A 14,451-nucleotide genomic window follows, 5' to 3' on the forward strand; every position below is an offset into this window, starting at 1 on the left:
GCCGTGCTATCGGTGCTCTGCCAGCGCCATGGGCCGCCGGAATCGCTGGCGCTGGTCGACCTGCCATCGCTCACACCCGGACCGGGTGAGGTGGTGGTGGCGGTGCACGCCGCGGGCGTGAACTTCCCCGACACGCTGATCATCGAGAACCGCTACCAGTTCAAGCCGGCGCTGCCGTTCGCACCAGGCGGTGAAGTGGCGGGCACCGTGGTGCGCGTGGGCCCGGATGTCTCCGGCCTGGCGCTGGGCGACCGTGTGATGGCCCTCTGCGGCTGGGGTGGCTTTGCCGAGGAGGTGGCCGTGAAGGCCAGTGCGGTCGTGCGCCTGCCGCAGGCGGTGTGCATGGACGATGCGGCGGTGCTGGCCGCCACCTACGGCACCACCTGGTATGCGCTGAAAGAGCGCGGCGCCTTGCGCGCAGGGCAGACGCTTTTGGTGCTGGGCGCGGCGGGCGGTACGGGCGCGGCCGCCATCCAGCTGGGCAAGATGCTCGGTGCACGCGTGATCGCCTGTGCGTCGTCGCCCGAGAAGCTCGAACTGTGCCGGCAACTCGGCGCCGACGAGGTGGTGGACCACCGCACGCAGGACCTGCGCCAGGCCTTGAAGGCCCTCACGAATGGACAGGGCGTGGACGTGGCCTACGACCCGGTGGGCGGCGAGCTCACCGAGGTGGCGCTGCGTTCCATGGCCTGGGGCGGCCGCCTGCTGGTGATCGGTTTTGCCAGTGGCACGATTGCTCAGCCGCCGCTGAACCTGGCCTTGCTCAAGGGCTGCGACATCGTCGGCGTGTTCTTCGGCGCGTTCATGGAACGCGAACCCCAGCGCCACGCGCTGCTGCTGCAGGAACTGCTGGAGATGGTGGCGCAGGGTCGCCTGCAGCCCGCCATCACACAACGCCTGCCACTGGAGCAGGCTGCCATGGCGCTGCGCCAGCTGGCAGACCGCCAGGCCCTGGGCAAGACGGTCCTCACCACCTCACGTGGCCGCGACGCCGCGAATCCCGCATGAGCCAGGCAGCCCCCGCTTCCAGCGCCGACATGGCCACGCGGCTGCGTGCCGTGGCGCGCCGCTGCATCGAAGGTGCCGAAGACGTGACCGGCGTTTGCGAAATCACCAGCGGCGCCAGCCAGTCGCTCTGGGCCTTCGACGCCATCACGCCTCAGGGTGCCGTGCCGCTCATCGTGCGCAGCGCGCGCCTGTGGAGCGAGCAGGCGCAGGCGGGCAGCGCGGGCATGGCGGCCGAGGCCGCGCTGCTGCGCCTGGCCGCTGCAGGTGGTGTGCCGGTACCGGCCTTGCACGGCGAACTGCGGCCCGAAGACGGCCTGGGCGAGGGCTATGTCATGGAGCGGCTGGAAGGTGAGACACGCGGACCGCGCATCCTGCGCGACGCCGCCTTCAACGCCGTGCGACCGAAGCTCGCGGAACAATGCGGCGCGATCATGGCGCGCATCCACGCCCTGCCGCGCGCAGAACTGCCACCCTTGCGCACCGCCTTCGCGCGCGACGAGGCCCTGAACTGGGCACAGCGCCTGGGCACCGGCGGCGGCAAGCGCCCCGTGCTGGCCTGGGCCTTGCGCTGGCTGCTGGCACACGCACCGGAGCCGCAGACCCACGCGACGCTGGTGCACGCCGACTTCCGCAACGGCAACCTGATGATCGACAGCGAAGGCGTGCGCGGCGTGCTCGACTGGGAACTGGCGCACCTGGGCGACCCCATGGAAGACCTGGGCTATTTCTGCATGAACGCATGGCGCTATGGCCAGATCGACCAGCACGCCGGTGGCCTGGGATCGCGCGAGGCGCTGTTCGCGGGCTACAGCAGCGTCACCGGCGTTCCGGTGGACGCCGCGCGCGTGCATTGGTGGGAGGTGTTCGGCGCGTTCAAGTGGTGCATTTCCTGCGACAGCATGGGCCAGGCCTTCAGCAGCGGCCTGGACCCGGCGCTGGAGCGCGCTGCCGTGGGCCGGCGCGCCTCCGAATCCGAACTCGAGCTGCTGCACTTGCTGGCCCCCCGGCCCTGATCGCCATGAAGGACAAGCCCTCACCTCACGAACTGCTCGAAGGCGTGATCCGCTTCCTGCGCGACACCGCGCTGCCGCATCTGGAAGGACGCAACGCCTACGACGCCCGCATCGCAGCCAGCCTGTTGCAGACCGTGCAGCGGCAGATGGCGGGAGACAGCAAAGACGCGCAGGCCGAGCGCGAAAGCCTGCAACAGCTGACTGGAAACCGCAGCGACGATCTGGACGAGTTGCAGCGCACCCTGTGCGAGCAGATCACCACGGCAGCGATCGCATGGGACGACCCGCGCCTGCTCGATCACCTCTGGACCGTCACGCTCGCCAAGCTGGCGGTGGACCAGCCGGGCTACAGCACCTACCTGCGCGTGCTTCAACGCGGCTGACCACGCGCGTACGGGTTTCTCCGTCCCTCTCACGGGGGGCATACCAGGGGGTATGGCGAACGTACCTTTTCGCGTCCGGGCTGCATGGCCCGCGAATTCGTCGGATACGACGATAGGTACGGCCAGCGTGCCACTTAAGCTGCCGCTCGTGATGGCCTGGTGCCATTGATTCGAACAACAAATTCCCGCGTGCATGACACCGCGGTTACAGGAGACAAGCGTTGCTGCTACTGCAGATCATCGTGGCGGGCATTGCGCAGGGCTGTGTATACGGTCTCGTGGCGCTGGGCTTCGTCCTCATCTACAAGGCCACCGAGACGGTGAACTTCGCGCAGGGCGAACTGATGATGCTGGGCGCGTTCTTCACGCTGGCCGGCATGGGACTGTTTGGCCTGCCGTTCTGGGGGGCCGCGCTGCTGGCGCTGGTCGCCATGGCGCTGGTCGGCCTGGGCATCGAACGCGCGGTCATCCGCCCGGTGCTCGGCCAGCCGGCGTTCTCCATCGTGATGCTCACCTTCGGGGTGGGCTACATCGCGCGCGGCGCCGTCACCATGGTGCCGGGCATCGGCACCGACACGCACGCGCTGGACGTGCCCTACAAAGGTGAGACGCTGCAGGCCGGCGGTGTGATCGTGGCGGCCGAGCAGATGGTGATCATCGGCTGCACCGCCGCGCTGTGCCTGCTGCTCTGGGCGGTGTTCCGCTTCACGCGCATCGGCATCGCCATGCAGGCGTCGTCGCAGAACCAGCTCGCGGCCTACTACATGGGCATTCCGGTGCAGCGCCTCAACGGCCTGGTGTGGGCCCTGGCCGCCGTGGTGGCCACCATCGCGGGCATCCTGCTTGCCCCGTACACCTTCGTGCACGCCAACATGGGTTTCATCGGCCTCAAGGCGTTCCCTGCGGCCATCGTGGGAGGCTTCAGCAGCCTGCCTGGTGCCATCGTCGGTGGCGTGATCATCGGCCTGGTGGAATCGCTCTCGGGCTTCTACCTGCCCGAGGGTTTCAAGGACGTCATGCCCTACGTCGTGGTGCTGGTGATGCTCACCATCAAGCCCACCGGCCTGTTCGGCGAACGCGTGCGCAAGAAGGTCTGACGCCATGCGATTCGTATTCAAGACCGCCTACGACCAGGACATCGACCTGGCCCGCCACAACGGCCAGCGCTTCTGGTATGGCCTTCTGCTGCTGGCCGCACTGGTCGCACCCTGGGTGCTGCCCGAATACTGGCTGGCTCAGCTCACCTTCATCTACATCTACGCCACCGTCGGCGTGGGGCTGATGCTGCTGGCCGGCTTCACCGGTCAGTTCTCGATCGGCCACGCGGCCTTCATGGGCGTGGGCGCCTATGCAGAGGCGTACCTGACCGCACTGGGCTGGCCCTTCCCGCTGGCCATGGCCACGGCGGTGGCACTCTCCGGTGCGGTGGGTGTGGTGGTGGGCCTGCCGGCGCTGCGCGTGAAGGGCCTGTACCTCGGCATCGCCACGCTGTCCTTCGGCTTCATCGTCGAAGAAGTGCTCGCGCGCTGGGAAAGCGTGACCGGCGGCAACGCCGGCCGCTCGGTGGTGACGCCCGCCATCGGCGACTGGAAGCTCACCGGTTCGGAAAACTTCTACCTGCTGTGCCTGGTGTGCGTGACGCTGAGCACCCTGCTGGTGCTCAACCTGCTTCGCTCGCCCACGGGCCGCGCCTTCGTCGCCATGCGCGATTCCGAGATCTCCGCGCAGAGCATGGGGATCACGCTGTCGATCTACAAGTCGATGTCCTTCGCCATCTCGGCCGCGCTGGCCGGCCTGGGTGGCGCGCTGTACGCGCACAAGATGCAGTACATCTCGCCCGAGCAGTTCAGCATCGTTCAGTCCATCGACCTGCTGCTGATGGTGGTGGTCGGCGGACTGGGGTCGGTGCACGGCGCCTTCCTGGGTGCGGCCTTCCTGATCGTCATGCCGCAGCTCATCTCGGCCGGCAAGGACTTCCTGCCACCGGCCATTGGCCAGGCCGCCGGCCTGCAGGGCGTGGTGTACGGCGCGATCCTCATCGCGTTCGTGATGCTCGAACCCATGGGCATGTATGGCCGCTGGCTGAAGATCCGCACCTGGCTGCAGCTCTATCCGTTCTACCGGCGCGGCATGTTCAAGCGTCAGAAGACGTTCCAAAAGTCCGATCGCTTGAAATGAACAACGACGACATTCTCCTTTCAGCCAGGAACCTCACCGTGCGCTTCGGTGGCGTGCTGGCGGTGAACGACGTGAGCTTCGATGTCCGGCGTGGCGAGGTGTTCACCCTGATCGGCCCCAATGGCGCGGGCAAGACCACGGTGTTCAACCTCATCAGCCGCATCTACAACCCCACGGCGGGCACGCTGAGCTACCTGGGCCGCAACCTGGCCGATGTGGCGCCCTCGCAGATTGCGCCCCTGGGCATCGCGCGCACCTTCCAGAACATCGAGCTGTTCGAGCACGCCACCGTGCTGCAGAACCTGCTGATCGGCCGCCATGTGCACCGCCGCAGCAACATGTGGACGGACATGCTGTTCCTGCCATCGGTGCGCGAGGCCGAGCGCCAGACGCGCCGCAAGGTGGAGGAAGTGATCGATCTGCTGGAGCTGCAGCACTACCGCGACCAGCTGGTGGCCGGCCTGCCCTACGGCGTGCGCAAGGTGGTGGAGCTGGCGCGCGCCCTGGCCACCGAACCCCAACTGCTGTTGCTCGACGAGCCGTCGTCGGGCCTGAACGTGGAGGAAACCGGCGACATGGCTTTCTGGATCCAGGACATCCAGCGCGACCTGGGCATGACCATCCTGATGGTGGAGCACGACATGGGCCTGGTCTCCAAGGTCAGCGACCGCGTGCTGGCGATGAACCAGGGCGAGGTGCTGGCCGTGGGCACGCCGTCCGAGGTGCAGTCCGACCCGGCGGTGATCGAAGCCTACCTGGGCACGGTCGATGACGTCGCCTCGCTGCGTCGCCAGGCCACACCGGTGCGTGCGGGAGTGCCATCATGACCGCAGCACCCCTGCTCAGCCTGAACAACGTCGAGAGCGTCTATGGGCCGATCAAGGCCATCCGGGGCGTGAGTCTCAGCGTGCCGTCCGGCCAGATCGTCACGGTGCTGGGCTCCAACGGCGCGGGCAAGACCACCATCCTCAAGACCATCTCGGGCATTCTCGATCCGCGCAAGGGCAGCGTGCATTTCCGCGAAGAGGACATCACCGCCATGGACCCGGCGCTCATCGTGCGCCGCGGTCTGTCCCACGTGCCCGAAGGCCGCGAGGTGTTCCCGCTGCTGTCGGTCAGGGACAACCTGCTCATGGGTGCCTACACGCGGCGCGACCGCGACGCGGTGGCCACCGACATCGAGGCCGTGTACCGCTACTTCCCGATCCTGCGCGAGCGGGCTTCCCAGGACGCCGGCCTGCTCTCGGGCGGACAGCAGCAGATGCTGGCCATCAGCCGCGCCATCCTCGCCGGACCCAATCTGATCCTGCTGGACGAACCCAGCCTGGGCCTTTCTCCGAAGCTCACCAAGGAGATCTTCGAGATCGTGGTGCGCATCAACCGCGAGCGCGGCACCACCATCCTGCTGGTGGAGCAGAACGCCAACATGGCCCTGAACGTGGCGGACCACGGCTATGTGCTGGAGAACGGCCGCATCGTGATGGACGACACCTGCGAGCGGCTGCGAGAGAAGGACGACATCAAGGAGTTCTACCTCGGCATGAAGGAAGACAGTGTGCGCGGCGAGCGGCGCTGGAAGAAAAAAAAGACGTGGCGGTAAACCCAGCATGACAAGCCCCAACCTCTGGAACCTCGACTCGTTCCGCCCGCGCACCGAAACGGTGGCCCCGGGCGACACCATCCACGCCATGTTCTGGAATGGCGTGGCGGCCCGCAGCGAGCGGGTGCTGATGCGGCAGAAGGACTTCGGCATCTGGCGCGGCTGGAACTGGCGCGAGTGCGGCGCCATCGTGCGCGAACTGACCATGGGCCTGGTCGCGCTGGGCGTTCGCCCGGGCGACTGCGTCTCGGTGCTGTCCAACACCCGGGTGGAGTGGGTCTGGTGCGATCTGGCGGTGCTCAGTGCGGGTGCGGTCTCCAACGGCATCTACCCCACCGACGCGGCCGACCAGGTGCGCTACCTGTGCGAGGACTCGGCCACCACGGTGCTGGTGGTGGAGGACGAGGAGCAGCTCGACAAGGCCCTGTCGGTGCGCGCCAGCCTGCCGGCGCTGCGGCACATCGTGCTGATCGACGCCACGGGCCTGGCGGAGTTCAACGACCCGATGGTGCTCACGCTCGACGAACTGCGCCGGCGCGGCGCGGCCTTCGACGTCGCGCAGCCGGGCGAGTTCGATCGCCGCCTCGCCGCGCGCCAGTCCGACGACCTGGCAATCCTGATCTACACCTCCGGCACCACCGGCCGCCCCAAGGGGGCGATGCACTCGCACCGGGGCCTGCTCACGGTGCTCAAGGGCCAGAACGAATTCCTGCCGCAGGACGAGAGCGACGAGCGCATGTGTTTCCTGCCGCTGTGCCACGTGGCCGAACGCGTGACCGGTCTGTATGCCTCGCTCTACACCGGCACGAAGATGAACTTCGTGGAGAACCCGGACACCGTGCCGGAGAACGTGCGCGAGATCGCACCGACGGTGTTCGGCGGCGTTCCGCGTCTCTGGGAGAAGTTCTACTCGGCCGTCACGATCGCGGTGAAGGAAGCCGGCCCGGTGCAGCAACGGCTCTACGCCTGGGCCATCGGCGTCGGCCAGCAGGTGGTGGATCGCGTGCAGTCGGGGCAGCCCGTCGGGCCGTGGCTGAAGCTGAAGTACCGGCTGGCCGGCATCGCCTCGCTGGACAACGTGCGCCGCTTCATCGGCATCCACCGCTGCCGCTTCCTGGTGACGGGCGCGGCACCGATTGCGCCCGACCTGATCCGCTGGTACCTGGCGCTGGGCATTCCCATGCTGGAGTGCTGGGGCCAGACGGAGACCGCGGGCATCTCCACCTCCATGACGCCGCAGGCCATCCGCCTGGGCTCCATCGGACAGGCGCGGAACTACAACGACGTGAGGATCGACCCGGCCACGGGCGAGATCCTGGTGCGCGGCCCCAACGTGTTCATGGGCTACCTGAACCAGCCGGAGAAAACCGCCGAGACGCTGCAGGCCGACGGCTGGCTGCGGACCGGCGACGTGGGCCTGGTGGACGCCGACGGCTTCTTCCGCATCACCGACCGCATGAAGGACATCATCATCACCGCCGGTGGCAAGAACGTGACGCCCAGCGAGTGGGAAAACGAGCTCAAGTTCAGCCCCTACGTCACCGATGCGGTGGTCATCGGCGACCGCCGGCCGTACCTCACGGCGATCGTGATGATCGAGCAGGAGAACGTGGAGAAGTACGCGCAGGACCACGACGTGCCGTTCTCCAACTACACCAGCCTGACCCGCGCCTCCGAGGTGCTCCAGCTCATCGAGGCCGAGATCGCGAAGGTGAACACCAAGTTCGCCCGCGTCGAACAGATCAAGAAGTTCTATCTGCTGGAGACGCAACTGTCGGCGGAGGATGAAGAGCTCACCCCCACCATGAAGCTCAAACGCAAGCTCGTGCAGGAGAAGTACGCCCCGCAAATCGAGGCGATGTACCAGTGAAATCCGGCCCAACCGCCAACCACAAGGAGACATCATGAAACGCTTTCCTCTCGCGGCCGCCCTGTCGGCCACCGCCCTGGCCATCGCCGCCCTGCCTGCGTTCGCGCAGCAGGGTGTGAGCAAGAACGAGGTCGTCGTGGGCACCGTGCAGGACCTCTCGGGACCCATTGCGGCCTGGGGCAAGGACGTGCTCAACGGCATGAAATTGCGAACCGATGAAGTCAACGAGCAGGGCGGCATCCATGGCCGCAAGATCCGCTTGCAGGCGGAGGACAACAGCTACGACCCCAAGAAGACGGTGCTGGCGGCGCAGAAGCTGGTGAACCAGGAAAAGGTCTTCGCCATCATGGGCCTGATGGGCAGCTCTGCCGCGGTGGCGGCCATGCCGGTGCTGGTCGACAAGAACGTGCTGAGCTTCATGCCGATGTCGAGCTCGCGGGAAATGTACGAGCCGCCGCACAAGCTCAAGTGGGGTTTTGCGCCGTCGAATTTCGACAGCATGAAGAGCACCACCACCCGCGTGTACCAGCTCACCAAGTCGACCAAGGCCTGTGCGCTGTACCAGGACGACGACTTCGGTCTGGAAGTGTTCCGCGGCGGCGAAGCCGGCCTCAAGGAAATCAAGACCGACTTCGTCGAGAAGACCACGTACAAGCGCGGCTCCACCGACTTCTCGTCGCAGATCGCGCGGCTGCGCAGCGCCGGTTGCGACTTCGTGATGCTGGGCACGCTGATCCGCGAGACGGTCGGGGCGATCAGTGAAGCCCGCAAGCTGGGCTGGAGCCCGGTGTTCGTGGGTCCGCAGACCGTTTACACCGACCAGATTCCGCGCCTGGGCGGCAAGGCCATGGACGGCCTGTACGGCGACATGTTCGTGCAATTCCCCTACATGGACGACGCATCCCAGCCGGTGCGCTTCTGGGCCAACAAGTGGAAGACGCAGTTCGGCAACGACCCCACGGTCTATTCCGTCTACGGTTACCTGATCGCCGACCGCCTGTACGCCGGCATGCAGAAAGCCGGCCCCAACCTGAGCGTGGACAGCTTCGTGAAGGCCATGGACACCATGACCATTCCGCCCGACATCTTCGGCAGCCCGACCCTCACCTTCTCGGCCACCAAGCGCCTGGGCTCCAGCGCGTCGCGCGTGTCGCAGCTTCAGGACGGCCGCTGGAAAGTGGTCCTGGACTACCCCAAGCAATAAGGAGACAACATGAAACACCTCTCTATCCTCGCCGCCACCGCAACGGCACTGACCCTTGCCGCCAGCCCGGCGTTCGCCCAGCAGGGCGTGAGCAAGAACGAGATCGTCATCGGCACCGCCACCGACATGTCCGGGCCGATCGCCGCCTGGGGCAAGGACTACGCCAACGGCGCGAGACTGCGCGTGGCCGAGATCAACGAGCAGGGCGGCATCCACGGCCGCAAGATCAAGCTGCTGATCGAGGACAACGGCTACGACCCCAAGAAGACGGTGCTGGCCACCCAGAAGCTGGTGAACCAGGAAAAGATCTTCGCCATGGTGGGATTGATGGGCACGGCAGCCGCCGTCGCGGCCATGCCCATCATCCTGGACAAGAACGTCATCAGCTTCATGCCGATGTCCAGTGCCCGCGAGATGTTCGAACCGGTGCACAAGCTCAAGTTCGGCTTCGCACCGCCCAACTTCGACAGCCTGAAGGTCACCGTGCCGCAGGTGTACCGGCACACCAAGTCCACCAAGGCCTGCGCGCTGTACCAGGACGACGAGTTCGGCCTGGAGATCATGCGGGGCGGTGAAGCGGGGCTGAAAACGGTGAATGCCGAATTCCATGAACGCACGACCTACAAGCGGGGAGCCACCGACTTCACCTCGCAGGTGCTGCGCCTGAAGAACGCGGGTTGCGATTTCGTGCTCATGGGCACGCAGATCCGCGAGACCGTCGGCGCCATCACCGAGATGCGCAAGCTGGGCTACAGCCCCAACGTGATGGGCACGCAGTCCGCCTACACCGAGCTGATTCCGAAACTCGGCGGCAAGGGCATGGACGGCCTGTACGCCGACATGTTCGCGCTCATCCCGTACGCCGACGACGCCTCGCAACCCGTGCGGTTCTGGGCCAACAAGTACCGCACGCAGTTCGGCAGCGACCCCACCATCTTCGCGGGCTATGGCTACATGACCATCGACCGGTTCGCCGCAGCGCTGCAGAAGGCCGGTGCCAACCTCACCACCGACACCTTCGTGAAGGCCATGGAGTCGCTGACGATCCCGCCCGACATCTTCGGCAGCCCGAAGCTAACCTACTCGCCGACCAAGCACATCGGGTCGCGCAACTCGCGCGTCTCCCAGTTGCAGGATGGTCGCTGGAAGGTCGTCATCGACTACTCGGCCGAAGAGAAATAACCCCGGCAGCGCACGAGGGATCGCCATGACACGCAAGGTCCATGTGGCGGGGGTCGGCATGGTGCCGTTCTCCAAACCGGGCGCGAGTGAGCCCTATCACCTGCTCGGTGCGCGGGCCGCCAGAGCGGCCCTGGACGATGCGAGGGTCGACTACCAGTCGGTCGAGCAGGTCTATGCCGGCTACGTGTATGGCGACTCGTGCAGCGGGCAGGCGGCGGCCTACCACCTGGGCCTGACCGGCGTGCCGGTGATCAACGTCAACAACAACTGCTCCACCGGTTCCACGGCGCTGTACCTGGCGCGTCAGGCGGTGGCCAGTGGCGCGGCCGAATGCGTGCTGGCCCTGGGGTTCGAGCAGATGCAGCGGGGCGCGATCGTGGCACAGTGGGCCGACCGGCCCGACCCCTCGCAACGGCTCATCGACACCATGCACGCCATCCAGGGGGAGGCGCCAGGCACACCGGTGGCCGCGCAGCTATTCGGCGGTGCCGGGCGCATGCACATGCAGCTGTATGGCACGCGGGCCGAGACCTTCGCCCGCATCTCGGTGAAAGCCCGCCAGCACGCGGCCCACAACCCCCATGCGCTGTTCCGCGATCCCGTGACGCTGGACGAGGTGATGGCCTCGCCCCTGGTGTTCGACCCGCTCACCCGACTGCAATGCTGCCCGCCCACCTGTGGCGGTGCGGCCGCGGTGGTGTGTTCGGAGGACTTCGCGCGGCGCCACGGCCTGGACGCCAGTGTCTGGATCGCCGCGCAGGCCATGACCACCGACGGCAACAGCAGCTTCGACGAGAAGGACATGCGCAAGCTGGTGGGCTACGACATGGCCCGGCGCGCCGCGAACCAGGTCTACGAATCGGCGGGCGTGGGCCCCGAAGACATTCCGGTGGTGGAACTGCACGACTGCTTCACCGCCAACGAGCTCATCACCTACGAAGCCCTGGGGCTGGCGCCCGAGGGCGGCGCCGAGAAATTCATCCTCGACGGCGACAACACCCACGGTGGGCGCGTCGTCACCAACCCCTCCGGCGGCCTGCTGTCCAAGGGTCACCCGCTGGGCGCCACGGGCCTGGCGCAGTGCGCCGAACTGGTGTGGCAACTGCGCGGACAGGCGGGCGCGCGACAGGTGCCGGGCGCCCGCCTCGCACTGCAGCACAATCTGGGGCTCGGCGGCGCTTGCGTTGTCACGCTGTACCAACGGGCCTGATGTGCCCCGCAGGGGCCGCCCTTGACCAGTGGAAGGATTGCCATGCCCACCGGGCTGGAGACAACTCAGCAGAGCCGTTTGCCCGCGGCACTGCCCCGCGGGGCCACGCTCGGCCCCAAGCTCACGCCGCCGCAACCGAGCGCTTTCGAGATCGCCCGCACCGAGGTGTGCGAACGTATCTTTGCCGCCGGTGCCGCCAAGCTGGTGCTGCTGCGCGCGCCGGCCGGCTTCGGCAAGACCACCACCATGCTGCAGGTGCACGAACGCTTCGTGCAGACCGGCCTGCCCGCGGCCTGGCTGACGCTGGACCGCGCCGACAACGACGTGATGCGTTTCCTGGCGGCGCTCACGGCCACGCTGTCGCGCCTGATCCCCGGCCTGGCCTCGTCGCAGGAGGGGCACAGCGGCCCCGACGAACTGGCCTTCGCGGTGATCGACCGCGTGGCCGCGCACCCCGCGCCGTTCGCCCTGTTTCTCGATGATTTCGAGGCCCTGCAGAACCCAGCCGCCATCGGCATCGTGAGCGAGCTCATCGAGCAACTGCCGCGCGGTGCTCAGCTCATCGTGGGCTCGCGCGGCGTGCCCGAGCTCGGCGTGGGTCGTCTGCGCGCGCGGGGCCGCCTGCTGGAAGTGGAGCCGGCCCAGTTGCGCTTCAGCGAGGCGGAGGCCGACGACTTCCTGCGCCAGCGCCGCGGCCTGCAACTTGCGCCCGACGATGTGCGGCGCCTGCACCGCAGCACCGAAGGATGGGCCGCCGCGCTGTGGCTGGCCTCCGTCTCGCTGGAGAACCGCGACGATCCCGGCCGCTTCATTGCCGGCTTCTCGGGCTCCAACGCCGCAGTGGTGGAATACCTGGTGGAAGACGTGCTGGCCCGTCAGAGCGCCGAAGTGCGTGGCTTCCTGCTGCGCACCAGCCTGCTCAACGAACTGAACGCCTCGCTGTGCGATGCCGTGCGCGGCAGCGACGACAGCGAGCACCTGCTGCGCACGCTGGAACAGGCCCACCTGTTCATGATCCCGCTGCAGGGCGACCACAGCCAGTACCGCTACCACGGCATGTTCGCCGAGTTCCTGCGCACCCAGCTCGCGCGGCACCACGCCGACGAAATACCGCGCCTGCACCGCGCTGCCTCGCGCTGGTACGACGAACGCCGCCGACCGGTGCCCGCCATCGAACACGCGCTGGCCGCGGGCGATCTTGACCATGCGCTGCCGGCGCTGGCCGCGCATGGGCAGGAATTGCTGGAAGAAGGCCGCGTGCGGCTGCTCTCGCGCTGGCTCGACCCGCTGCTCGAATCCGGCGCGCTCGACGCCTACCCCATCCTGCAGGTGGTGCATGCCTGGGCCGTGTGCTTCGCGCGCGGACCGCGCGCTGCCGCCCAGCTGCTCGACCGTCTGGAAGAGCGGGCCGATCCGGACCCGGAGGTGCGCGCCCACCGGCTGGCCATGCGACCCTTGTTCCTGTCGCTCACCGACCGCATCGACGAAGCCATGCCCCTGTCCACTGCGGCACTGGAAGAGATACCGCAAGACCTGGCGTTCGTCAGCGGTTTTCTCGAGGTGTGCATGGCCAACCTGGCGCTGATCGCCGGCCGCTTCCACGACGCGCTGCGGTTCGCCGACGCCGCCCGTTCACGCCAGCAGGTGCGCAGCAGCCCCTTCAACTTCTCGCTGTCCGAGGCGGCAGAAGCCGCCGTCGACATGACGCAGGGCCGCCTGCGCAAAGCCATCGCGGGGCTGCGCATTGCGGTGAGCGCCGGCGCCATGGACGCGATCCGCTCCACCAACGGCAACGCGCTGGCCGGCATTCCGCTGGCGCAGGCACTGTACGAGGCCGGGCAACTGGAGCAGGCCGAGCGCCTGCTGGTGGTGTACATCCCGCTGATCCGGGGGGTGTGCATTCCGGAAGAACTCATGATCAGCCACGTGGTGATGGCGCGCATTGCCGCCGATCGCGGCGATATGGAGCGCGCCGAACAGGTGCTGGTGGAACTGGAGCACATCGGCCACCGTGAGGGCCTCACGCGCGTGGTGGCCACGGCGCGGCTGGAGCGCGTGCGACAACTGCTCATGGCGGACCGGCTGGCGCAGGCGCGCAGCGAACTCGACCGCTGTGGCGACAAGGCCATGTGGCAGCGGGTGACCAAGCTGTCGCTGCGCGCCAACGAGGTGGAGACCTACGACCTGGCGCTGGCGCGCTGGTCGGTCCGCACCGGGCACGCGGCCGAGGTGATCCGCCCGCTGCGCACCGAGCTCGAGGCGGCCGAGCGCGCCCAGCGCGAGCGGCGCGCGCTCACGCTGCGCCTGCTGCTCGCGCAGGCGCTGTACCGCGACGATCAGCGCAACAAGGCCGTGCGCATGCTCGCCCGCGCGGTGCGCCTGGCGTGCGTGGAGGGCTACGTGCGCGCCTTCCAGGACGAGGGCGCACTGCTGATGGTGATCCTGCGTGAACTGCGCGCCCAGCCCGACCTGGTGCACGAGGATGGTCATGGCGAGGAAGCGCTGGCCTTCATCGACCGGCTGCTGCGCGAGCCGGCGCCCCGCGCGCCGGTGGCCGATGCAGCACTTGCTGGCGAAGCCGCCAGCGTCGACAACGAGTTGCTCACCCGCAAGGAGCTGCAGGTGCTGCGGCTGGCCGCCGAGGGGCTGAGCAACGACGCACTCGCCGAGCGCCTGTTCGTGGCGGAGACCACGGTGCGCACGCACCTGCGCAACATCAACGTCAAGCTCGACACGCGCAGCCGCGTCGAGGCGCTGGCGGCGGCCCGCCGGCGCGGCCTGATCGGCTGAGGCCTCACCCGTC

At 67.6% G+C, this 14,451-nt stretch carries 12 protein-coding genes; all 12 read left to right on the top strand.

What is annotated here, in order from left to right:
* Positions 1-3: 3 nt before the first annotated feature.
* The 12 genes from ACTIF6_RS16150 (at position 4) to ACTIF6_RS16205 (ending at position 14,438) form a co-directional block, all read left to right on the top strand.
* Positions 4-1,008, top strand: coding sequence for an NADPH:quinone oxidoreductase family protein (locus ACTIF6_RS16150; protein WP_439588948.1), 1,005 nt, complete (start codon positions 4-6; stop codon positions 1,006-1,008).
* On the top strand, positions 1,005-2,021 hold the full coding sequence (locus ACTIF6_RS16155) for a phosphotransferase family protein (RefSeq protein ID WP_439588949.1): 1,017 nt from the start codon (positions 1,005-1,007) through the stop codon (positions 2,019-2,021). The genes ACTIF6_RS16150 and ACTIF6_RS16155 overlap by 4 nt, the downstream gene beginning before the upstream one ends.
* Positions 2,022-2,026: 5 nt before the next feature.
* Entirely contained in the window at positions 2,027-2,404 is a 378-nt protein-coding gene (locus ACTIF6_RS16160) for a DUF6285 domain-containing protein (protein WP_439588950.1), read from the top strand.
* 221 nt (positions 2,405-2,625) lie between these two features.
* A complete protein-coding gene (locus tag ACTIF6_RS16165) occupies positions 2,626-3,501 on the top strand; it encodes a branched-chain amino acid ABC transporter permease (protein ID WP_439588951.1) in 876 nt (291 codons plus the stop codon).
* A gap of 4 nt (positions 3,502-3,505) precedes the next feature.
* Positions 3,506-4,582 carry a branched-chain amino acid ABC transporter permease gene (locus tag ACTIF6_RS16170; RefSeq protein WP_439588952.1) on the top strand — a complete coding sequence of 359 codons (1,077 nt, stop codon included), beginning with the start codon at positions 3,506-3,508 and terminating at the stop codon, positions 4,580-4,582.
* Positions 4,579-5,409 carry an ABC transporter ATP-binding protein gene (locus ACTIF6_RS16175; RefSeq protein ID WP_439588953.1) on the top strand — a complete coding sequence of 277 codons (831 nt, stop codon included), beginning with the start codon at positions 4,579-4,581 and terminating at the stop codon, positions 5,407-5,409. Before ACTIF6_RS16170 ends, ACTIF6_RS16175 begins: the two co-directional genes overlap by 4 nt.
* Positions 5,406-6,182, top strand: a complete 777-nt coding sequence (locus tag ACTIF6_RS16180) for an ABC transporter ATP-binding protein (protein WP_439588954.1) — start codon at positions 5,406-5,408, stop codon at positions 6,180-6,182. Before ACTIF6_RS16175 ends, ACTIF6_RS16180 begins: the two co-directional genes overlap by 4 nt.
* Positions 6,183-6,189: 7 nt before the next feature.
* Positions 6,190-8,052: an AMP-dependent synthetase/ligase gene (locus tag ACTIF6_RS16185; protein WP_439588955.1), complete on the top strand. Its 1,863-nt coding sequence runs from the start codon at positions 6,190-6,192 to the stop codon at positions 8,050-8,052.
* 34 nt (positions 8,053-8,086) lie between these two features.
* Positions 8,087-9,256: an ABC transporter substrate-binding protein gene (locus ACTIF6_RS16190; RefSeq protein ID WP_439588956.1), complete on the top strand. Its 1,170-nt coding sequence runs from the start codon at positions 8,087-8,089 to the stop codon at positions 9,254-9,256.
* Positions 9,257-9,265: 9 nt separating this feature from the next.
* Positions 9,266-10,438, top strand: coding sequence for an ABC transporter substrate-binding protein (locus ACTIF6_RS16195; protein ID WP_439588957.1), 1,173 nt, complete (start codon positions 9,266-9,268; stop codon positions 10,436-10,438).
* A gap of 25 nt (positions 10,439-10,463) precedes the next feature.
* Complete coding sequence (locus tag ACTIF6_RS16200) at positions 10,464-11,648, top strand: lipid-transfer protein (protein ID WP_439588958.1); 1,185 nt, start codon at positions 10,464-10,466, stop codon at positions 11,646-11,648.
* Between the two features lie 42 nt (positions 11,649-11,690).
* The gene (locus ACTIF6_RS16205; protein ID WP_439588959.1) at positions 11,691-14,438 is read left to right on the top strand and encodes a LuxR C-terminal-related transcriptional regulator; all 2,748 of its coding nucleotides are present in this window, start codon (positions 11,691-11,693) and stop codon (positions 14,436-14,438) included.
* Positions 14,439-14,451: the final 13 nt, after the last annotated feature.

Source organism: Hydrogenophaga sp., assembly GCF_051860785.1.
GTDB lineage: Bacteria > Pseudomonadota > Gammaproteobacteria > Burkholderiales > Burkholderiaceae_C > Hydrogenophaga.